Origin of the sequence: Duganella sp. CF517 (assembly GCF_900110275.1) — a bacterium.
Taxonomy (GTDB): domain Bacteria; phylum Pseudomonadota; class Gammaproteobacteria; order Burkholderiales; family Burkholderiaceae_D; genus Rugamonas.
Window position 1 is genome coordinate 49,463 of the sequence record NZ_FODC01000007.1, and the last position, 21,428, is coordinate 70,890.

Here is a 21,428-nt window from a genome sequence, read left to right on the forward strand (position 1 = left end):
GATAATAAAAACCATGCCACACCACTTGCGCGGCGTCGCCGCGTTGCTCATCGTAACCCTGGTCTGGGGCACCACCTTTCCGGCGATGAAGGACATGACCGGCACGCTGTCCGCCAGCTGGATCGTGCTGAGCCGCTTCGCCATCGCCAGCCTGTTGCTGCTGCCGTTCCTGTGGCGCGCCAGCTGGAGCGATGTGCGCTGGGGCGTGCTGGCCGGCGGCGTGTTGTTCCTGTGCTACGTGTTCCAGATCGAGGGCCTGGCGTTGACCACTTCCAACCGCAACGCCTTCGTCACCGGCCTGAACGTTCTGGTGCCGCCGCTGATCGGCGTGCTGACGGGGAAGATGTTGGAGCGCCGCATCGTCGTCGCGCTGTTGCTGGCGCTGGCGGGCTTGTTCGCGCTGTGCTGGGAGGGCGGTTTCGTCTGGGGGCGCGGCGACACGCTGGCGCTGCTGTGCGCGGTGTTTTTCGGCATTTATGTGGTGTTGATGGCGTCGACCACCCGCAAGGTCGACAAGCTGATGGTGCTGACGGCGTCGCAGATCGTCACGGTGGCGCTGTGCTCGGCGGCCTGGCTGCTGCTGCGCGAAGTGCCGCTGGGCGCGGCCGAACGGGCCGAGGACCTGCCCAACTATGTCAACTACATCCGCACCGGCCTGGAGACATACGCCGTCAACATCATCTACCTGGGCGTGGTCGCCACGGCCGCCATCATCTCGCTGCAAACCTGGGGCCAGCGCCACAGCAGCGCCAACGAGGCGGCCGTGATCTACGCCTTCGAGCCGGGCTGCGCGGCGATCTTCGCCTATTTCTGGCTGGGCGAGACCTTGGCCTGGAACGGCCTGCTGGGCGCGGCGCTGTTGATCTCCGGTATGATAGTCAGCCAGTGGAGCACCGAACGTCCGGCCGCCGCGCTGGCGCCCGAATAGCCACCCTACCATGACGATTCCCGATGTCCTTCGCTAACCTTACCCCGCTCGCCCGGCAACGGCCGCTGCGCATGCTGCTGGTGAACGCGGGCGAGGCCGACGCCATCACCTGGGCCGGGCTGGTGCAGCCGCTGCGGCTGGCCGCGACCATCCTCGGCAAGGATGCCTTGCAGCTGGAAACCCTAACCCCGGCGCAACTGATGCTGGCCCCGCCCGGGCAACGCCACCTGGCGCTGCTGGTGGCCGACGAGAACCAGGCGCCGATGGCGTCCGAACTGAGCCGCGCCGTGATCGAGCGCTGCCGCGCGGCCGACTACTGGGGCGGCGTCGGCGCCGGCGTGCTGTGGCTGGCCGAGGCCGGCGTGATGGCGGGCGTGCGCGTGGCGCTGCCGTGGGCGCTGTACGCCGATACCGAGCACATCAACGAGCGCGCGATCCTGACGCCGCACCTGTTCGAGCTCGACGGGCGCCACCTGAGCTGCTGCGGCGGCGCCGCCAGCATCGACTTCTCGCTGACCCTGATCGAAGCCCTGTTCGGTGCGACGGTGCAGGCCGCCATCAAGGAGGCGCTGTGCATCGAACGCGTGCGCGGCCACGAGGAGCGCCAGCGGGTGGCGCTGCAGGCCCGTTTCGGCGCGTTGCAGCCGCGCCTGTCCGAGGCGGTGACCCTGATGGAAACCAATATCGAGGAACCGCTGTCGACCGACGACATCGCCAACCTGGTGGGGCTGTCGCGCCGCCAGCTCGAGCGCCTGTTCAAGCAATACCTGAACAGCCTGCCGTCGCGCTATTACCTGGAACTGAGGCTGCAGCGGGCGCGGCAACTGCTGCTCGACACCAACCACTCGATCGTCCAGGTCGGGCTGATGTGCGGCTTCTCGTCCGGCTCGCATTTTTCTACGGCCTTCGGCGCGCTGTTCGGCAACACCCCGCGCGAGGAGCGCCAGCGCAAACTGGCCAACCGGCCGGCCTGAGCCGCGCCGGGTTCGGCCTTCCGCGCATATTCCGCGTTTATTCCCCCTGCCAGAAATCCTTGAACGTGGCGTTCCGGAACTTGACGTCGGAGAACTGCGCGCTGAAGCCGTCGCCGGCCGGCGATTGCGACGAGAAGCCGACTTTCGCGGTGGCCGCGCCCGGCAGGCTGAAGCTGCGCACCATGCTCCAGTCGCGCCCGTCCGGCGAGGTGTAGAACACGAACATGTCCTTGCGCCGCAATACCTTCAGGTAGACCGCGCCGCCCGGCCGCACGCCGTGGTGGGCGTCGTCGCCGACGCCCTTGGCCACCGTGGACGAGATGCCGGCCGCGCCGGTCTTGGCGAATTCGAACAGCAGCTTGGCCCAGTTGGCCTTGTCGTTGTAGACGATCAGCGCGCCGCCGTTGAACGCGTGGTTGACGCCGGCCGTGACCTTGGCCGAGAAGATGAAGTCGCCGACCGGCTGGAACAGCACGCGCGGCGTGTTGTCGGCGATCTCGGTGCCGTCGGTGTTGGCGTACAAGTCGGTGCCTTTTTTGGCTTGCAACACCAGCGCCTTGTCCTTGACGCTGGCCGCGCCGAGGTCGAGCTGCGATTCGAGCGCGAACGGCAGCGTGTCGATCGCCAGCTTGCCGTCCTTGAGCGTGGCCTCGCTGGCGTGCGCCGGCGCCGCCATCAGCGCCGCCGCCATGGCGAGCGCGCCTAGCGCGAATTTCTTCTGTTGCAACATGATGAGGTCTTCCATGGTGGTTGGCGTCTGCACGCCCGGGGCCGCCCGCCGGAATGGAAGCGCTCCCATAGTGTTAAAAGAAAAATAACACGTGTGGTGTCGCGATGTCAACAAAATACGGCCGCCTGCCCTATGGCGCGGCCTCGGCGGCGTGACGAATTTGAAAATGCCTGTCGCGTATCCGAAAGAAGGGTTTTGCGGTCCTGCCTATAATGGTGCAACGTCAGCGGATTTCTGCTGGTCGCCCCACTAAACATTGATAGGGAATGCCATGAACGCCAAGCTAGATACGACCGTAACGACCCGTCCTGTGACTCGTCAGACTTTTGATGAAGTCCTGGTGCCTACCTACGCACCCGCAGCGATGGTTCCGGTCCGAGGCGCTGGCCTGGATCTGTGGGACCAGAATGGCAAACACTATCTGGACTTCACGTCCGGCATCGCCGTGGCCTCGCTGGGCCACTGCAACCCGGTCGTGGTCGAGGCGCTGACCCGCCAGGCCAACACCCTGTGGCACCTCGGTAACGGCTACACCAACGAGCCGGTGCTGCGCCTGGGTACCGCGCTGACCGAAGCGACCTTCGCCGACCGCGCGTTCTTCTGCAACTCCGGCGCCGAAGCCAACGAGGCGGCGCTGAAGCTGGCGCGCAAATACGCGCACAGCAAATTCGGCGCGCACAAATCGCGCATCATCTCGTGCTACCAGTCGTTCCACGGCCGCACCTTGTTCACCGTGTCGGTCGGCGGGCAGTCGAAGTACACCGAAGGCTTCGAGCCGCTGCCGCCGTCGATCGACCACATCGTCTATAACGATATCGAAGCGGCGCGCGCCGCCATCGGTGACGACGTCTGCGCCGTGATCGTCGAACCGCTGCAAGGCGAGGGCGGCGTGGTCCCGGCCGACAAGGCCTACCTGCAGGAGCTGCGCGACCTGTGCACCAAGACCGGCGCGCTGCTGATCTTCGACGAAGTCCAATGCGGCATGGGCCGTACCGGTGACCTGTTCCACTACATGACCTACGGGATCACGCCGGACGTGCTGACGTCGGCCAAGGCGCTGGGCAACGGCTATCCGATCGGCGCCATGCTGACCACCCACGAACTGGCCAAGACGCTGGGCGTCGGCTCGCACGGCACCACCTACGGCGGCAACCCGCTGGCGGCGACCGTGGCGCTGACGGTGCTCGAGACGATCAACCAGCCGGCCTTCCTGGCGCGGGTGAAGGAAGCCGGCGCCAAGCTGCGCGGCACGATGGAAAAGCTGATCGCCGACTACCCGCAAGTGTTCGCGCAAGTGCGCGGCGCCGGCCTGTTGCTGGGCATGGTCGTCACCGACGCCTGGAAAGGCCGCTCGAAGGATATCCAGAAGGCCGCCGAAGGCAATGGCCTGATGGTGCTGATCGCGGGCATGGACGTGGTGCGCCTGGCGCCGGCGCTGATCGTCTCGGACGCGCAGATCGCCGAAGTCGATCGCATCCTGCGCCTGTCGCTGGACGGCATGATCGCCGCAGCCTAAGAAGCACCTGCGGCGGACCTGGTTCCGCCGCTTTTCATTTGGGACCCGGCGCATTCCGATGCGCCGGGTCGCTTGCGTTGAATTACCGAAGGAGTTCCCATGTATGTAGTCCGTCCGGTCGAACTTGCGGATATCGCTGCCCTCGAAGCACTGGCGGCGGTGCCCATGCCGGGAGTGCATACCCTGCCGAAGACGCGCGAGAAGATCCTCGCCATGATCGAGCGTTCGATCGCGTCGTTCGCCGCCCACGTGGATATCCCCAGCGAAGAGGCGTATCTGCTGGTGCTGGAGTCGTTGGGCGACGAGTCGTTGGCCGATAAAACCATCGTCGGCACCGCCGCGATCTTCGCCGCCGCCGGTTCCAACGGCACCTATTTCTCGTTCCGCAACGACGTGATCCAGCAGGTGTCGCGCGATCTGAACATCAGCCACAGCGTGCACGCGCTGACGCTGTGTTCCGAATTGACCGGCTACTCGCAGCTGTCCAGTTTTTATGTCGGCGAGCGCGAATACGGTACGCCGGAAGCGGCGCTGCTGTCGCGCGCGCGGCTGATGTTCGCCGTGCTGGCGCCGCACCGCTTCTCCGACCGCTTCTTCGTGCCGCTGGCCGGCGTGACCGACGACGACGGCGGCTCGCCGTTCTGGGATGCGCTGGGACGCAAATTTTTCCAGATGGATTTCCTCGACGCCGAACGCGTGATCGGCGGCGCCCGCAACCGCACCCTGATCGTCGAGCTGATGCCGCACTATCCGGTCTACGTGCCGCTGCTGCCCGGCGACGCGCAGGCGGCCATGGGCCAGATCCATCCGTCGGGCGAGCTGGCGTTCAACCTGCTGACGGCCGAAGGCTTCGAAGCCGACGACTACATCGACATCTTCGACGGCGGCCCGATCCTGCAGGCGCACAAGAATTCGCTGCGCACCTTCAGCGGCGCGCTGCAGCGCCGCGTCAGCACCGCGCCGGAATCGCGCGACCGCGGCCGCGAACCGCAGCTGCGCTACGCGGTGTCGTCCGGCGCCGAGCATAACTTCCGCGCCGTGATCACCCATTGCGCCGCGCTGGAATCGCAAGTCACCGCCGCGCTGCCGGCCGATGTGCTGGAAGCGCTGCAAGTCGCCGACGGCGACACCGTCATCTGCGTCAGAATCTAAGAGTGGACAACCTATGCTAGTAGTACGCGCAATCAAAGCCGACGACCTCGACGCCCTGTACGTGATGGCCACGCAGGTCGGCAGCGGCATGACCACCCTCAAGCCGGACATGAAGATGATGGGCGACCGCCTGGCGATCGCCGTCGCCTCGTTCGCCGAGACCATCCCGCCCGAAAAGCGCGACTACATGTTCGTCATGGAGGATACCGACACGGGCCGCCTGGCCGGCGTGTGCGCGATCAAGGGCGCGGTCGGCCTGAACGAACCGTTTTACAACTACCGCATCGGCACCCTGGTCCATTCGAGCCGCGAACTCGATGTGTTCACCCGCATGGAAACGCTGTACCTGTCGAACGACCTGACCGGCAGCACCGAACTGTGTTCGCTGTTCCTGCACCCTGACTACCGCACCGGCAACAACGGCAAACTGCTGTCGAAGAGCCGCTTCCTGTTCATCGCCCAGTTCCCGCACCTGTTCACCGAAAAGCTGATCGCCGAAATGCGCGGCTACCAGGAGGCGGGCGGACGTTCGCCGTTCTACGAAGGGCTGGGACGCCACTTCTTCAAGATGGACTTCGACCATGTCGACGATTTGACCGCCGTGGGCAAGAAGTCCTTCATCGCCGAATTGATGCCGCGCCAGCCGCTGTACGTGGCCTATCTGCCGGAGGACGCGCAACAGGTGATCGGCAAGGTGCACACGTCGACCGTGCCGGCGCGCCGCCTGCTGGAGCAGGAAGGACTGTACTTCGAAGGCTACGTCGACATCTTCGACGCCGGCCCGGTGCTGCAGGCGCGCGTGTCCGAGCTGCGCGCCATGCGCGACAGCACCCTGGCCGAAATCGGCGCCGTCTCCGACCTGGCGTCGGCGTGCGCGCCCGAGTTGTCGTCAACTTCGCCGGCCGACGAGCCGATGTTGGTGTCGAACACCACGCTGAGCGATTTCCGCATGATCCTGTCGCAGTCGGTGCCCGTCAACGGCGCCCTGGAGCTGCCCGTCGCGGAGCAGGAAGCGCTGTGCTGCAAGGCCGGCGACACTGTCCGCACCCTGACTCTCAATTTGAGGAAGAATCCCCATGTTTAACGCATCGCCCAACGCATCGAACACCGCACTCAGTAACTTCATCAACGGCGAATGGCTGCCGGGCAGCGGCGCCGAACTGTCGACCTTCGATCCATCGAACGGCCAGCAGACCTGGGCCAGCAATGAATCGATGCCGCAAGACGTGGCGCAAGCCTGCGCCGCCGCGCGCGAAGCCTTCGAAACCTGGGCCCTGACGCCGCTCGAGGAGCGCATCGCCGTCTGCACCCGCTTCCGCGATCTGCTCAAGCAGGACGCGGAGGCGCTGGCGCTGCTGATCTCCGAGGAAGTCGGCAAGCCGTTGTGGGAAGCGCGCACCGAAGTGGCGACGATGGCCAACAAGATCGATATCTCGGTGCAGTCGTACGGCGCGCGCACCGGCGAGTCGCACAACAAGGTCGCCGACGGCGAGGCGGTGCTGCGCCATCGTCCGCACGGCGTGTTCGGCGTGTTCGGTCCGTATAACTTCCCCGGCCACCTGCCGAACGGCCATATCGTGCCGGCGCTGATCGCCGGGAACACGGTGGTGTTCAAGCCGAGCGAATACGCGCCGCGCACCGCCATCAAGACCGTGCAGCTGTGGGAGCAGGCAGGCGTGCCGAAAGGCGTGATCAACCTGGTCAACGGCGGCCGTGATACCGGCGTGGCGCTGGGCCAGAACCCGCTGCTCGACGGCGTGCTGTTCACCGGCAGCTGCCAGACCGGCTCCGCGCTGCACAAGCAGTTCGGCGGCCAGCCGGGCAAAATGCTGGCGCTCGAAATGGGCGGTAACAATCCGCTGGTGATCTGGGACGTGAAGGACATCGACGCCGCCGTCTTCATGGCGATTTCGTCGGCCTTCATCTCCGCCGGCCAGCGCTGCACCTGCGCGCGCCGCCTGATCCTGCCGGCCGGCGCGGCGGGCGACGCGATCGTCGCGCGCCTGGTCGACGTGGCCAGCCGCCTGACCATCGGCGCCTCCAATGCCGAACCGGCGCCGTTCATGGGGCCCGTGGTTTCGTCGGTGGTGGCCAAACGCCTGGTGCAGGCGCAGGAGGACATGGTGTCCAAGGGCGGCAAGCTGTTGCTGGAGATGCGCCATCTGGACGCCGCCAGCGGCTTTGTCTCGGCCGGCATCGTCGATGTCACCGCCGCCCAGGACATTCCGGATGAAGAGTGGTTCGGTCCTTTGCTGCAGGTGATCCGCGTGGCCGATTTCGACAGCGCCATCACGGCCGCCAACGCCACCGCCTTCGGCCTGGCGTCGGCGCTGATCTCGAACGACGAGAACCTGTGGAAGATTTTCCAGGTGCGCGCGCGCGCCGGCATCGTCAACTGGAACCGTCCGACCACCGGCGCCGCCAGCACCGCGCCGTTCGGCGGCGTCGGCCAGTCCGGCAACCACCGTCCGAGCGCCTACTACGCGGCCGACTACTGCGCCTACCCGGTGGCGTCGATCGAAAACAATGTACTTGAAATGCCTGCGAAGCTTTCGCCCGGCATGCACTTCTAAGGATCTGAAATGCGCGCACGCGAATTCAACTTCGACGGCCTGGTAGGTCCATCGCATAACTACGCCGGTTTGTCGTTCGGTAATGTGGCGTCGTTCAGCAACGTCAAGAGCGCGTCCAATCCCAAGCTGGCGGCGTTGCAGGGATTGGCCAAGATGCGGGCGCTGGCCGCGCGCGGTTTCGGCCAGGCCTTGCTGCCGCCGCAGGACCGGCCCAACTTCCGGCTGCTGCGCAGCATCGGCTTCACCGGCAGCGACGCCGACGTGCTGGCGAAAGCTGCCAGGGAAGCGCCGGTGATCCTGGCGTGCGCGTATTCGGCCTCGCCGATGTGGACCGCCAACGCGGCGACGGTCAGCCCGTCCGCCGATAGTGCCGACGGCCGCACGCATTTCACCGCCGCCAATTTGAACAACAAGCTGCACCGCGCCTTCGAGCACGAGCAGTCGGCGCGCAGCCTGCGCGCCATCTTCCACGATATCGACCACTTCGCGGTGCACGAAGCGCTGCCCGGCACGCCGGCTTTCGGCGACGAGGGCGCGGCCAACCACACCCGCCTGTGCAAGGACCACGGCAGCGCGGCGGTCGAGATGTTCGTCTACGGACGCACCGAGTTCGACGCGTCGGCGTCGGCGCCGAGGAAGTATCCGGCGCGTCAAACGCTGGAGGCTTCGCAGGCCGTCGCGCGCCTGCACGGCCTGTCGGCGGAGCGCACCGTCTACATCCAGCAGAACCCGGACGTGATCGACCAGGGCGTGTTCCACAACGACGTCATTGCGGTCGGCAACGGCAATGTGCTGTTCTATCACGACCAGGCGTTCGCCGACGAAGCGGGCAGCCTCGATACGCTGCGCCGCGCGATGGCGGGCGTGGGCGCGGAGTTGAACGCGATTCGCGTCGATACCGGCGCGGTGTCGGTGGCCGACGCGGTGGCCAGCTATCTGTTTAACAGCCAGCTGCTGTCCAAGGACAACGGCAAGATGGCGCTGGTGATCCCGCAGGAGTGCGAGGAGAACGCCGCCGTCGCCGCGTATCTGCAAGGGCTGGTCGCCAGCGGGAATGCGATCGACGAGCTGATTCACTTCGATCTGCGCCAGTCGATGCGCAATGGCGGCGGGCCGGCGTGCCTGCGCCTGCGCGTGGCGCTGACCGATGCCGAGGCGGCAGCCATGCATCAAGGCGTGGTGATGACCGAGGCGCTGTACCACACGCTGGTGGCGTGGGTGGAGAAGCACTACCGCGACCGCCTCGATCCGTCCGACCTGGCCGATCCGGCGCTGGCGATCGAAGTGCACACCGCGCTGGAGGATTTGAGCCGGATTCTTGGACTGCCGAACCTCTACGATTTTTGAAATCGAGACGCCCGGGTAACCGTGCTCCATTGATTCGATTTGTAATGCACTATTTCGCCCCAATCTGGTTTAATAGTGCCCGTATCGCCCGACCCTTCGCCGCCTAGCCATAAGCCGGCGCGGCGTCCTGCAACATAAAATACTCATAACGTATTGGAGAAGCAAAGATGAAACAAATGCCACAAGACCTGCGCGCTCAGACGCTGGATTTGATCAACGCCAGCAAGCCCGCCAGCGAAACCAGCCAGGTCCCGGCGCTGATCAGCGCCTGGCTCGGTTCACTGGACGACGAAGACCTGAGCGGCACCGTGCCCGGTAGCCTGGCGCCGGTTTTGTGGGACGGTTTCACGCAAGCCTCCAAGCGCTCCGGCAGCGGCGCGCAGATCGCCAAGCTGCGCTACGAAGATGGCCGCGGCGGCATGGCCACCGCGCTGCTGATCCTCAACGACGACATGCCCTACCTGGTCGATTCCATCGTCATGGCCATGCGCAAGCTGCGCATCGTCGCCAACGGCGTATTGAACTCGGTGCTGCCGGTCGCCCGCAACGGCGAAGGCGTGGTCACCGCGGTTGGCCAATCCGGCGACAAACTCGAGTCCTACGTCCTGTGCCTGCTGGCCGACGACCTGTCGGACGCGGAACTGGGCATGCTGGTCGACCGCGTCGAGATGGTTTCGCGCGACGCCGCCGTGGTCCGCCGCGACAAAGCCGCGATGCAGGAACACTTCAGCCGCATCGGCGCCGAAGCCGCCGCCAACGGCGAAGAGGGCAAGGAAGTCGCCGCCTTCCTGGAATGGGCGCGCACCGAAGGCTTCGAGCCGTTCGGCTACGCCTACTATCAAGTCAAGCCGGGCGTGCGCGAGCTGGAACGCGACATCCCAAGCCGCATCGGCGTATTGCAGGACACCGCGCACCCGGTCTACGGCACCTGCCTGGCCAACATCCCGGGCGACTTCGACACGCTGTCGAAACGCGCGCACACGCTGTCGATCGTCAAGGCCGACGTCGAAGGCACCTTGCACCGCGACCAGGCGCTGGACTTCATCGGCATCCGCCACACCGACCCGCAAGGCGCGATCCTCGGCGAATACTGCTTCGTCGGCCTGTTCACCCGCGCCGCCACGGCCACGCCGCTGAACCGCCTGCCGTTCGCGCGCGGCCGCATCGCCAAGGTGCTGAGCATCGCCGGCGTGCGCCAGGAAGGCTTCCGCGCCGAGAAATTCATCGAGATCCTCGAATCGCTGCCACGCACCGAGGCGCTGGAAGCGGAGCCGGAATGGCTGGCCGAAGTGTGCGGCGCGGTCGTCTCGCTGTACAAGCAGCCGCGCACCAAGGTGTTCGCCCGCCGCGACGTTTACGCGCGCCACCTGAACGTGCTGGTGTACCTGCCGCGCGAGCGTTACAGCGCGAGCGTCGCCTCCGCGTTGGCCAAGGCGCTGCAAGCGAGCTCCGGCGCCCACCACGTCAGCTCGCAAACCCTGGTGGCCGACGGCCCGCTGGCCCGCGTCTACCTGATCGCGCACGGCGCGCGCTATCCGCTGGATCTGGAAACCGACATCCAGCAGCCGCTGACGGCGGTGCTGGACGGCTGGCACGACAGCTTCTCGAAACTGGCCGACGCCGTGTCGAACGTGCCGATGCGCGCCCACCTGCGCAAGATGTGCGCCACGCTGCCGACCGATTATGTCGCCTCGACGCCGCCGGTCGCCGCCTTCTACGACCTGCAAACCATTTTGCAGAACACCGATCCGTCGCGCGTCGACGTGCGCGTGGACGCGGCGGCCGACGCCACCACCATCCGCCTGTATTCGGTGGACCGCGTGCCGTCGCTGTCGACCATCCTGCCGGCGTTGCACAACGCCGGCGTGGCCATCGACCGCGAACAGGCGCACTCGATCCGCATGGACGGCAAGCGCCACTTCGTCACCAGCCTGTCGGTCGATGAAGCCAGCGCCGCCAGCCTGGCCAAGCCGGAAGTGATTCCGGTCGCGCAGGAGCTGTTCGCGTCGCTGTTCAACAACGAAGCCGAAGACGGCCGCCTGAATGGGCTGGTCATCGAAGGCGGCTTGAGCCTGCGCCAGGTGCAACTGGTGCGCGCCTATATGAGCTACTGGCGCCAGACCGGCACCCAGTTCTCGGTGCGCTACATCGCCGAGACCTTGCGCAAGCAGCCGGCCATCGTCAAGCAGCTGGTGGACGCCTTCCTGCAGCGCTTCAATCCCGCGCTGGACCAGGCCACCCGCGACGCCGCGCTGGAGTCGCTGGCCGCCATCAAGGGCCGCCTGCCGTCGATCAACCACGCCGACAGCGAGGAAGTGCTGGGCGCCCTGACCGATTTGATGACCGCGACCCTGCGCACCAACTACTTCCAGAACAATCAAAAGGGCGACAAGATCATCTTCAAGTTCGATACCAGCAATCTGTCGCTGGTGCCGGAACCGCGTCCGTTCCGCGAGATCTTCGTGTTCTCGCGCCGCTTCGAAGGCGTGCACCTGCGCGGCGGCCCGGTCGCCCGTGGCGGCTTGCGCTGGTCGGACCGCATGGAAGACTACCGCACCGAAGTCCTCGGCCTGGTGAAGGCGCAGATGGTGAAGAACGCCGTCATCGTGCCGGCCGGCGCCAAGGGCGGCTTCGTCTGCAAGCAGATGCCGAAGGACGCCGTGCGCGAGACCATCGCCGCCGAAGGCGAAGCGGTCTACCGCCTGTTCATCGCCAGCCTGCTGGAAATGACCGACAACCGCGTGCTGGGCAAAATCGTGCCGCCGGCGGACACCGTCTGCTACGACAGCGACGACCCGTATCTGGTGGTGGCGGCCGACAAAGGCACCGCGACCTTCTCCGACATCGCCAACGGCATCGCCGTGCAGCGCGGCTTCTGGCTGGGCGACGCCTTCGCGTCGGGCGGCTCGAACGGCTACGATCACAAGAAGATGGGCATCACCGCCAAGGGCGCGTTCGAAGCCGTCAAGCGCCACTTCTACGAAATGGACCACGACATCCACGCCACGCCGGTAACGATGGTCGGCGTGGGCGACATGTCGGGCGACGTGTTCGGCAACGGCGCGCTGCTGTCGCGCAAACTGCAGATCATCGCCGCGTTCGACCACCGCCACATCTTCCTCGATCCGACGCCGGACATGGAAAAATCCTTCGTCGAGCGTGAGCGCATGTTCGCGTTGCCGCGCTCCTCGTGGGACGACTACAACAAGGAGCTGATCTCGGCCGGCGGTGGCGTTTATCCACGCACCTCGCGCACGATCGAGCTGTCGCCGCAGATCCGCGCCGCGCTGGACATCGAGGAAACCTCGCTGCCGCCGGAAGAACTGATGCACCGCATCCTGAAGGCGCCGGTCGACCTGTTCTACAACGGCGGTATCGGCACCTACATCAAGGCGTCGACCGAATCGCACGCGCAGGTCAAGGACCGCGCCAACGACAACATCCGCGTCGACGGCAACCAGCTGCGCTGCAAGGTCGTCGCCGAGGGCGGCAACCTGGGCGCGACGCAAGCGGGGCGTATCGAATTCGCGCTGGCCGGCGGCCGCATCTTCACCGATGCGATCGACAACTCGGCCGGCGTGGATTGCTCCGACCACGAAGTGAACGCGAAAATGTGGCTGGACGTGGAAATGAACGCCGGCCTGCTGACCGAGGCCGACCGCAACCGCACCCTGAACGACATGACCGCCGACATCGAGCGCCTGGTCCTGCGCGACAATACGCTGCAAACGCAGTTGTTGGTGCGCGAAGCGCAGGCGCAGACCGACGCCGCCGTGCAAGACGGTTACGCCTCGCTGATCGCCTTCCTGGAAGAAGAGGGCGCGCTGTCGCGCGATCTGGAACAGCTGCCATCGGTGGCCGAACTGGCGCGCCGCAAGTCCGACGGCCGCGGTTTGACGACGCCGGAACTGGCGGTCGTCATCGCCAACGTCAAGAACCGCTACAAGCGCATCCTGTCGGCGCTGCCGCTGACGGAAAACAGCTGGGCCGAGTCGGTGCTCAAGCCGTACTTCCCTGATTTGCTGGTGGCGACCCGTCCGGCGCTGGCGCACCCGCTGGCCAACGCCATCCTGGCCACCGTGCTGGCCAACGAATCGGTCAACCGTTGCGGTCCGCTGATGCTGCGCCAGCTGGCCGGCGAACATGGCGTCGACGAAGCGGACGTGATCCTGGCGTGGGGCCAGGCTTGGTCGGCGCTGAACCTGGCGCCGGTCTTCTCGACCCTGGACGCCGACGCGCTGAAAGTGCCGCGCGCCGTCTCGATCAAGGTCGATGGCCGCACCCGCGTGCTGCAGAAGGCCGTCATCGAAGGCGCGCTGACCGTGCCAGCCGACCAGCTGAAGGACGGCGTGGCCGAGTTGACCCGCCTGTTCGCCAAGCCGGAGACCTTGGCCCACCTGAGTTCCGACGACGGCCAGTCCGACGCCGAACTGACCGCCGGCCTGCGTCCGGAATTCGTCGCCGCCTGGAAGGCTGTCGACGCGATCGAATCGGTGGCGGCGTTTGTGTTCGCGGCGCTGTCGGTCACGCGTCCGGCCGGCATGGATTTGCCGGCCTTCCTGCAAGTCGGCCTGGCGCTGCGCGCGCAAGTCGGCATCGACACGCTGGAACGCGGCCTGAAGCTGCCGGCCACCAGCCGTTCGCAGGAACAGCTGCGCAGCTATGCGCAGAACGCGCTGCGCCGCACGCAGCAACGCCTGCTGTCGCAGGTGCTGCTGCATGCCACCGGCAGCCACTCCGGCGTGGAGGCGGTCGAGCTGGTCGCCAACACGCTGGGCCTGACCGGTTACGCGGTGCCGACCGACCTGGAACAGGCGATGCTGGACGTGTGGGCGCTGTCCGAGGCGACCAACTCCGGCAACACGACGCTGGTGGTGTAAGCGTATGAGCGAGCGTATCGACACTTTGCCGACAGCCTTGCCGGAGGCGGTGCGTGCGCTCGCCGAAGCGGATTTCAGCGCCGTCGCGCAGCGCTTTTCGGCGGCCGGTTTCGCGGTCACGCAGCCGGCCGACGGCATCCTGACCATCAAGGGGGCGGGTGATCGTCCGGCGATGCTGATCTCCGTCGGCGTGCATGGCGACGAGACCGGACCGATCGAGATGGTCGCCTACCTGCTGGACGCCTTGTCGCGGCAACCGCGGGCGCTGGCCGTCAACCTGATGCTTTGCGTTGGTAACATCAGCGCCATCCGCGCCGGCAGGCGCTTCATCGACGCCGACTTGAACCGCATGTTCCGCGCCGAACGCGGCACCCTGGCCGGCACCGCCGAAGCCGCGCGTGCCGACGTGATGATCGCCGCCACCACGGCCTTCTTCAGCGACGCGGGACCGGTGCGCTGGCATCTGGATCTGCACACGGCCATCCGGCCGTCGGTGTATCCGACCTTCGCGATCGTCCCCGAAATCATCGCCGAGCATACGCGGCGCGCGCTGATCGAGTGGCTGGGCCTTGCCGGCATCGGCGCGGTGATCATGAATCCGGCTTCGGTCGGCACTTACAGTTACTACTCGGCGGAGCATCACGGCGCCGCCGGCACCACGGTGGAACTGGGGCGCATCGGCACCTTGGGCCAGAACGATCTGGCGCAGTTCGCCGACGCCTCGCTGGCGCTGGACGACCTGCTGCGCGGCGCGCCCAAGCGCGAAGCGAAACAGGCGCCGCATGTGTTCAACACGGCGCGCCAGATCATCAAGTTGAGCGACAAGTTCCAGATGGCGTTCGGTAAGGACACGCACAACTTCACGGCGCTGAAGCAGGGCGAGGAGATCGCCCGCGATGGCGACACCATCTACACGGTCCAGCATCCGGAGGAACTGGTGGTGTTTCCCAATCCCGACGTCCGGGTCGGCCTGCGGGCGGGCCTGATGGTGGTGCGGATCGACTAGCGCTACCGTCTTAACACCGCTTTACCTCCCTTTACATCCCGCGCTCTCATTGCTGGACGATTAAGTACGTTAACAGGTACAGCATTGTCCTTAACTATGGAGTAAGCACTATGACGACAGCAATCAGCGGTATTTCGGCAAGCGCCGGCGCGCCGGCATTCGACCCTGCGAAAGGGGCGGCACGCCTTGCCAACAAGGTTTTCGGCGAGATGGACGCCGACAAGGATGGCAAGGTAAAGAAGGAGGAATTCGTTTCCGGCCTTGAGTCGAAAGGCGTGTCGGCCGACGACGCGGCCAAGCAGTTCGACGCGATCGACAAGCAGAAGACCGGGTCGATCACGAAAACGGATCTGGAGACGGCGATCAAGAGCGGCGATTTCGCGCCGCCGAAGCCTGCCGAAGGCGGCGCGCCCGCCGCGCAGGGTGGCGGCAAGCCGCAAGGCGCGGGCGGCGGGGCAGGTGGGGCTGGCGCCGCCAGCAGCGCGGCCAAAACCTACGAGGCGGCCGACACCAACGAAGACGGCACCGTGTCGCAGCAGGAGGAGCTGGTCTACAGCATCTCACATCCCTCCGAAAGCGCCTCCGACCCGAGCAAAATCGGCGGCAATATCGACGAGATCGCGTAATCCCGTCCAGTCTTTAATTGCGGGCGATGAGCACCGCAAGAATCGTGGCGGCGACGCCGATCACGGCGACCGCCGCGCCGATGGCGGGATGAAAACGGCGCGAGACGGTGGGAATTTTTTGAACCGGCATGGATGCTCCTTCTTGTCAGACTGTAATGTTGGCTCAAGATTAGCGTGCGTCCTGTTTCCAATCTATACGTCGCGCTGTATCAAAAGTAAGCAACTGTAACCAGGCTGTGTGGCGAGTTCGAATAAAGTTGTATAAGTGGCACAAATTACTTTATAGCGGTAAAGCCGTAAGGCCCTATAATCGCTTAGTTTTTTTGCCCACACATCTCCCACAAGGATAGCCTGTGAACCAAACGCTGGTCCAGAAACTGACCCGTACCAAGCCGGTCGATACTACAGTTCACTCCGCAGCAACCGAGCACCCGCCTACCGGCAATGGCCTGCACCGCTCGATCGGCCTGTTCCCGCTGACGATGATCGGCGTCGGCGCCACCATCGGCACCGGCATCTTCTTCACGATGGTCGAAGCCGTGCCCAAGGCCGGGCCCTCGGTCATCCTGTCCTTCCTGATCGCCGCCATCACCGCCGGACTGACGGCGCTGTGCTACGCCGAATTGTCGTTCCGGATTCCGGCGTCTGGCTCGTCGTACTCGTTCGCGTACGCGACCGTCGGCGAATTTGCCGCCTTCATCATGGCCGCCTGCCTGCTGCTCGAATACGGGCTGGCGGCGAGCGCCACCGCCATCGGCTGGTCCGATTACCTGAACAACTTCCTCAACAACGCCTTCGGCTGGCACATCCCCGAGATGCTGCGCTCGCCGATGATCGTCTCGACCGCGCACGGCATCGAGCTTCGCGGCGGCCACGTCAACCTGCCGCCGATCATGCTGGTGGTGTTGTGCGGCCTGCTGCTGATACGCGGCACCAAGGAATCGGCCACCACCAACGCCATCATGGTGCTGATCAAGCTGGCGATCCTGATCTTCTTCATCGTCATCGCGTTTTCCGGCTTTGACATCAACAACTTCCACCCGTTCTTCAGCCCCGACAACGGCGTGCACATCACCGGCATGGCCGGGGTGACGGCGGCGGCGGCGACGGTGTTCTTCTCGTTCATCGGCCTGGACACGGTCGCCACGGCCGGCGAAGAGGTGCGCAACCCCAAGCGCAACGTACCGATCGGCATCTTGTCGGCGCTGGCGATCGTGACGGTGTTTTATATGTTGGTGGCGGTGGCGGCGATGGGCGCGCAGCCGGCGTCGAAATTCGCCGGCCAGGAAGCCGGCCTCGCGGTGATCCTGCAAAACGTCACCGGCAAAACCTGGCCGGCGCTGGTATTGGCGGCGGGCGCGGTGATTTCCGTGTTCAGCGTGACGCTGGTGACGATTTATGGCCAGACGCGCATTCTGTACGCCATCTCCAAGGACGGCCTGATCTCGAAGTCGTTCCAGAAGGTGAGCGCGAAGACGGCGTCGCCGGTGCAGAACACGTTGATCGTTTGCATCGTCGTCGGGCTGGTGGCGGGGTTTGTCGATGCGACCTTCCTGTGGGACATGGTCAGCATGGGCACGCTGACAGCCTTCATCGTGGTGTCGCTGGCGGTGCCGGTGATGCGCAAGAAGGAAAACGGCAAGGGCGTGAAGGGCTTCCGCGTGCCGTTCGGTCCGTATGTGGTGCCGGGCCTGAGCATCAGCGCCTGCCTGTATCTGATGTTCGGTCTGTCGTTGACGACTTACACGATCTTTATCATCTGGATGTCGGCGGCGGTCATCACGTACTTCCTGTACGGGATGCGCAATTCGAAATTGAATCTGGTGAAGTAATCCGCCTAGTTCGCTACAAACTAAAAAGCCCCGGCACCGCGTTAGCGGCCGGGGCTTTTTGCTACAGCGCGCACGGCTTATTCTACGTCTTTGGTTGGCTTCGAGCCCAGGTACAGGCGCAGGACGAGACCGGATACGGCGATGGCGGCGGGCAGGTTTTCGATGATGGTCAGCATGGTGATTCTCCAGTAGTGAGGTAGTTGAGTGAACCGCGATTAACCGAAACGGGCTGCGATGTAACGCAGTTCGGCAGCCAGGTTAGGCGAGTGGGCTTCCACGTCCTTTGCGGTGCTGCTCAGCCACCAGATCGTTTCATCGGCGCGCTGGGTGGTCGCTTCTGCAACAGCGGCTGGCTTCCGGGCAAACAGCGCAGCGAACAGTTGACGTACGGCGTTGGCGACATTGCCTGCGTAGTTGGCGTTGGTGTGAGTGTTGAAAGTAGTCGAGTTCATGAGAAGCTCCTGTTAAATGTTCGTTTGATGCAGTGCAGTATGCGCCGTATTCAGAAATAAAAAAAATTTTGATTTGTGATACGTGCCATAGGTAGACCGTATAACTCGATGTTTTCCCTATGAAACATCGGTTCTGAAGGGCAACAAAATAGTGTGTATTTTTTTGGGCTGACTGCTGCACCCGGTCACGTTGAATGTCCGAATGGCAATAATGACCGCTGACGGGCCGCGAAACGTGCCGTGCTATTCAGGCTGGTGATATTGGATATCGATTCTGGTCAAAAAATCAATGACGCAGTTTAGCCGCGGCGGTCGAGCCAGCGACCGCCGAACATGGTGCACATCAGCGACAGTACGATCAGCGCGATGCCGGCCCATTGCCAGCCGGTGACGACGTCGCCCAGCAGCAGCATGCCGGCGCTGATGCCGACCACCGGCACGCCCAGGCTGAACGGCGCCACCCGGTTGACCGGGTGGCGCTTGAGGAGCCGGGTCCACATGGCGTAGCCGAGGATGGTGGCCATCCAGCCCAGGTAGGCGATGGCCGCCCACGTGGTCCACGGCGCGCCGGTCCAGTGCCAGCGGGTGGCCGGATCGTCGAACGCCAGCGACAGGCCGATGAACGGCAGGATGGGCACCAGGCTGCACCAGACCATGAAGCCGACCACGTCGAACTCCGGCGTGGCCTGCTGCGCGCGGCGCACGACGATATTGGAGGCGGCCCACATCGCCGCCGCCATCAATGTCAGCACGAAGCCGCCGGCGGTGGTGCCGCCGGCGTGGCCCGGCTCCACGTAGTTCATGCCGAAGCAGACCAGCCCCACGGCCGCCAGCAGCAGGCCGCCTTTGAGCGCGCGGCTGGCGCGCTCGCGCAGCAGCACGAAGCCGAACAGGGCGGTGAAGAACACCTGCGTCTGCAGGATCACCGACGCCAGCGAGGCCGACATGCCGACCTTGAGCGACAGGAACAGCAGTCCGAACTGGCCGACACCCTGGCACAGGCCATAGGCGACGATCCATTTGACGGGGAGTTTGGGCGGACGCACGACCAGGATCAGCGGCAGCACCGCGAACAAATAGCGGGCCGCGCCCAGCTGGAACGGCGTCAGGTCCCTGAGGCCGATCTTCATCGCGACGAAGTTGGTGCCCCAGATCAGCACCACGGCCAGGGCCGAGGCCAGGTCGCGGGTGCTGAACGGGGCGGACGATGAACTCATCGCCCCATGTTAGCAGTGTTAGGCCACGTTGCGAACGATGGCTTCACTGTGGACGATGATTTTTGCGGCGTCGGCCTGCAACAGGCGGATGCGGCGCTGCACCAGGGGCCAGCCGGACCACGGCACGGCGGCGGTGTCGGTGGCGGCGTGCGCCAGCGCGGACGCCGGCGCCGGCGGTTTGCGCGCGTGCCGGTCGAGCGCCTGCGACAGGATGCCGACCACCTGGGCGTGGCTCTCGTCCAGCATGGCGTTGACCGGTTCCTTCGGCAGCTCCGTCACATGGCGGCGCAGGATCGAGCGCAAGGCCGCCACGTGCGCCACCAGCAGGTAGTTCTGCACGATGAACAGGTTGATGTCCTCCACCGCGCGCTGCTTGCTCGATGGCTCGTCGAGCATGCGCACCAGCGCGGAGCTGAGCGAGGCCAGGCTGTCCATCAACCGTTTGCGCTCGATGCGGTAGGCGAAATCGTCCTTGCCCTTGCCTTGCAGCAGATCGAAGCTGGCTTGCATGTAGCGCAGGTTCACGTCCAGCACCTCGCGGATCAGGCGCGGCAGGGTTTGGTATTCCCAGTTGGCCAGCACGAAGCTGAAGGCCGTCGCCACCGCCGCGCCGATGAAGGTGTCGACCAGGCGTTCCATGATCAGGTCATCGTTCCCCGGCGCGATCAGGTGCATTTGCAGCAGGATCATGATGCTGACCGCGATGGCGGCGTAGCGGTAGCGCAGGTAGATAAAGGTGGGCGTGGCCACCGTCGCCAGCACCAGGATGCCGAGGATGGCGGCGGGGTGGTTCAGGAAGCGGATGATCACGGCGGTGATGACGCAGCCGATGATGGTGCCGATGATCCTGTCGCCGCGGCGCTGCTTGGTCATGCTGAAACTGGGCTTGAGGATGATCACGATGGTCAGCACGATCCAGTAGCTGTGCGCCGCGTAAGGCAGCCACGCGGCCACCGCCAGGCCGACCGAGATCGCCATCGCCACGCGCAGCGAGAAGCGGAAGATCGGCGAATCCATGCGCAGGTGCGACAGGATCATGCGCAGCTCGTACTTTTGCTGCGACAGGAAGGGGCCCATGTCGGCGTCAACCCAGAACGGCGTGGTGTCGTAGATTTTCTGGCTGGCCTGGTGCAGCTCGCCGATCATCTTGATGATGGCGCGGATCTTGTTGCGCTGGGCGCGCAGCACCGCCAGCGCTTCCTGCTGCGGCTTGCCCTCGTCGATGCGGCGCTGGATCGCGGCCAGTTCCTCTTCCACGGCGTCCAGTTCCGGCGTGTAGCTGATCTCCGCGTACGAGGCCTTCTTGCGGGTGACGTCGTAGGCCACCGATTCGATATCGCGCGCGGCCTTGTAGGCCAGGTCGTGCAGCGTCTTGAGCACCGGCGAATCGGCCAGGTGCATGCGCAGTTGCGCGTAGTCGGTATGGGTCGACAGGATCAGCTCATACAGGTCCAGCATGCAGACGTGGACCTGGACGACGATGGCGTCCTTGCTGTTCTGGTGCGCGCGCAGGATCAGATCGCGCGAGGCTTGCTGGCGGTCGGCCAGTATGCTCTGATGGCGCACCAGCTTGTTGAATTGCTCGTTCAGGTTGTAGCGGGTGTCGTAGAAGTCGGCCTTGATGTCGATGTAGGCGGCCAGTTCGAACAGCGCCTCGGCCAGCACCTGCTGCTTGATGCGGTGGCGCAGTATCCACGAGATCCCCATCGCGTACGCCAAATATGCCACCGCGCCCAGGGTGAACAGGCCGGTGTGGATGAACGACTGCTTGACCGTCATCGAGTGCTCCATCGACATGGTCATGATGAACAGCGTGGCCAGTTGCAGCGGCATCGACTTTTTGCCGTAGACGACCATCATGCAGGCGAGGAAGCTGATTATCACCAGCATCGTCAGCAGCAGCCAATGCAGCGGCGCGCACAGGCTGATGAGCAAGGTGACGGCGCTGCACAGCAGCACCGAGGCGCTCATCTCGTTGAACTTGTGGCGCAGTGGGCTGGGCATGTCCATCAGCGCGGTGCACAGGGCGCCGATGCAGACCGTCATGGCGGTGGCCATGTCGGCGAACTGCAAGGTGATCACGGTGACGCCGACCAGGCCCGCGGCGAAGCGCAGCCCAAGATAAAAATAGTGGCTGTAGAAGAAAGTGCGCAGATTGAGTGCGTAGTGCATGGCTGTGACCTTGTGGGCAGCGG

Annotated in this window: 15 protein-coding genes; 11 read left to right on the top strand and 4 right to left on the bottom strand. The window is 64.9% G+C overall.

Features of this window, described 5'->3' with window-relative positions; translation table 11 throughout:
* The first annotated feature begins 13 nt into the window (after positions 1 to 13).
* Entirely contained in the window at positions 14 to 928 is a 915-nt protein-coding gene (locus BMX85_RS24200; protein ID WP_090324913.1) for a DMT family transporter, read from the top strand.
* A 23-nt stretch (positions 929 to 951) separates the two neighbouring features.
* A complete protein-coding gene (locus BMX85_RS24205) occupies positions 952 to 1,902 on the top strand; it encodes a GlxA family transcriptional regulator (RefSeq protein ID WP_090324915.1) in 951 nt (316 codons plus the stop codon).
* A gap of 37 nt (positions 1,903 to 1,939) precedes the next feature.
* On the opposite strand, the gene BMX85_RS24210 is transcribed toward BMX85_RS24205, so the two are convergent.
* Positions 1,940 to 2,647: a DUF1349 domain-containing protein gene (locus BMX85_RS24210; RefSeq protein WP_177196874.1), complete on the bottom strand. Its 708-nt coding sequence runs from the start codon at positions 2,645 to 2,647 to the stop codon at positions 1,940 to 1,942.
* A gap of 256 nt (positions 2,648 to 2,903) precedes the next feature.
* Between BMX85_RS24210 and astC the strand changes: the two genes are divergently transcribed.
* The 9 genes from astC to BMX85_RS24255 all read left to right on the top strand — a co-directional run bounded on the left by astC (position 2,904) and on the right by BMX85_RS24255 (position 17,564).
* The gene (gene astC / locus BMX85_RS24215; protein ID WP_090324921.1) at positions 2,904 to 4,148 is read left to right on the top strand and encodes an acetylornithine/succinylornithine family transaminase; all 1,245 of its coding nucleotides are present in this window, start codon (positions 2,904 to 2,906) and stop codon (positions 4,146 to 4,148) included.
* Between the two features lie 99 nt (positions 4,149 to 4,247).
* Positions 4,248 to 5,300: an arginine N-succinyltransferase gene (locus tag BMX85_RS24220; protein ID WP_090324924.1), complete on the top strand. Its 1,053-nt coding sequence runs from the start codon at positions 4,248 to 4,250 to the stop codon at positions 5,298 to 5,300.
* Between the two features lie 13 nt (positions 5,301 to 5,313).
* A complete protein-coding gene (gene astA, locus BMX85_RS24225; RefSeq protein ID WP_090324926.1) occupies positions 5,314 to 6,384 on the top strand; it encodes an arginine N-succinyltransferase in 1,071 nt (356 codons plus the stop codon).
* Complete coding sequence (gene astD / locus BMX85_RS24230) at positions 6,377 to 7,873, top strand: succinylglutamate-semialdehyde dehydrogenase (RefSeq protein WP_090324928.1); 1,497 nt, start codon at positions 6,377 to 6,379, stop codon at positions 7,871 to 7,873. The genes astA and astD overlap by 8 nt, the downstream gene beginning before the upstream one ends.
* Before the next feature lie 9 nt (positions 7,874 to 7,882).
* Complete coding sequence (gene astB, locus BMX85_RS24235; RefSeq protein ID WP_090324932.1) at positions 7,883 to 9,220, top strand: N-succinylarginine dihydrolase; 1,338 nt, start codon at positions 7,883 to 7,885, stop codon at positions 9,218 to 9,220.
* Between the two features lie 167 nt (positions 9,221 to 9,387).
* Positions 9,388 to 14,100, top strand: a complete 4,713-nt coding sequence (locus BMX85_RS24240) for an NAD-glutamate dehydrogenase domain-containing protein (RefSeq protein ID WP_090324934.1) — start codon at positions 9,388 to 9,390, stop codon at positions 14,098 to 14,100.
* A gap of 4 nt (positions 14,101 to 14,104) precedes the next feature.
* The gene (locus BMX85_RS24245) at positions 14,105 to 15,106 is read left to right on the top strand and encodes a succinylglutamate desuccinylase (protein ID WP_090324939.1); all 1,002 of its coding nucleotides are present in this window, start codon (positions 14,105 to 14,107) and stop codon (positions 15,104 to 15,106) included.
* Between the two features lie 110 nt (positions 15,107 to 15,216).
* Entirely contained in the window at positions 15,217 to 15,732 is a 516-nt protein-coding gene (locus tag BMX85_RS24250; RefSeq protein WP_090324941.1) for an EF-hand domain-containing protein, read from the top strand.
* A 353-nt stretch (positions 15,733 to 16,085) separates the two neighbouring features.
* The gene (locus BMX85_RS24255; RefSeq protein ID WP_090324944.1) at positions 16,086 to 17,564 is read left to right on the top strand and encodes an APC family permease; all 1,479 of its coding nucleotides are present in this window, start codon (positions 16,086 to 16,088) and stop codon (positions 17,562 to 17,564) included.
* Between the two features lie 215 nt (positions 17,565 to 17,779).
* Here the strand turns inward: BMX85_RS24255 and BMX85_RS24260 are convergent, their stop codons facing one another.
* The 3 genes from BMX85_RS24260 to BMX85_RS24270 form a co-directional block, all read right to left on the bottom strand.
* Positions 17,780 to 18,016 carry a hypothetical protein gene (locus tag BMX85_RS24260; protein ID WP_090324947.1) on the bottom strand — a complete coding sequence of 79 codons (237 nt, stop codon included), beginning with the start codon at positions 18,014 to 18,016 and terminating at the stop codon, positions 17,780 to 17,782.
* Between the two features lie 299 nt (positions 18,017 to 18,315).
* On the bottom strand, positions 18,316 to 19,233 hold the full coding sequence (locus BMX85_RS24265) for an EamA family transporter (RefSeq protein ID WP_090324950.1): 918 nt from the start codon (positions 19,231 to 19,233) through the stop codon (positions 18,316 to 18,318).
* 18 nt (positions 19,234 to 19,251) lie between these two features.
* Positions 19,252 to 21,405: an FUSC family protein gene (locus BMX85_RS24270; protein WP_090324953.1), complete on the bottom strand. Its 2,154-nt coding sequence runs from the start codon at positions 21,403 to 21,405 to the stop codon at positions 19,252 to 19,254.
* Positions 21,406 to 21,428: the final 23 nt, after the last annotated feature.

Bases quoted from the DNA above. Each gene is read 5' to 3' on its own strand.
- BMX85_RS24200 (WP_090324913.1), top strand. From the start codon at position 14: ATGCCACACCACTTGCGCGGCGTCGCCGCGTTGCTCATCGTAACCCTG.
- astD (WP_090324928.1), top strand. From the start codon at position 6,377: ATGTTTAACGCATCGCCCAACGCATCGAACACCGCACTCAGTAACTTC.
- BMX85_RS24250 (WP_090324941.1), top strand. From the start codon at position 15,217: ATGACGACAGCAATCAGCGGTATTTCGGCAAGCGCCGGCGCGCCGGCA.
- astA (WP_090324926.1), top strand. From the start codon at position 5,314: ATGCTAGTAGTACGCGCAATCAAAGCCGACGACCTCGACGCCCTGTAC.
- BMX85_RS24220 (WP_090324924.1), top strand. From the start codon at position 4,248: ATGTATGTAGTCCGTCCGGTCGAACTTGCGGATATCGCTGCCCTCGAA.
- BMX85_RS24240 (WP_090324934.1), top strand. From the start codon at position 9,388: ATGAAACAAATGCCACAAGACCTGCGCGCTCAGACGCTGGATTTGATC.
- BMX85_RS24205 (WP_090324915.1), top strand. From the start codon at position 952: ATGTCCTTCGCTAACCTTACCCCGCTCGCCCGGCAACGGCCGCTGCGC.
- BMX85_RS24260 (WP_090324947.1), bottom strand. From the start codon at position 18,016: ATGAACTCGACTACTTTCAACACTCACACCAACGCCAACTACGCAGGC.
- BMX85_RS24245 (WP_090324939.1), top strand. From the start codon at position 14,105: ATGAGCGAGCGTATCGACACTTTGCCGACAGCCTTGCCGGAGGCGGTG.
- astB (WP_090324932.1), top strand. From the start codon at position 7,883: ATGCGCGCACGCGAATTCAACTTCGACGGCCTGGTAGGTCCATCGCAT.
- BMX85_RS24270 (WP_090324953.1), bottom strand. From the start codon at position 21,405: ATGCACTACGCACTCAATCTGCGCACTTTCTTCTACAGCCACTATTTT.
- BMX85_RS24210 (WP_177196874.1), bottom strand. From the start codon at position 2,647: ATGGAAGACCTCATCATGTTGCAACAGAAGAAATTCGCGCTAGGCGCG.
- astC (WP_090324921.1), top strand. From the start codon at position 2,904: ATGAACGCCAAGCTAGATACGACCGTAACGACCCGTCCTGTGACTCGT.
- BMX85_RS24265 (WP_090324950.1), bottom strand. From the start codon at position 19,233: ATGAGTTCATCGTCCGCCCCGTTCAGCACCCGCGACCTGGCCTCGGCC.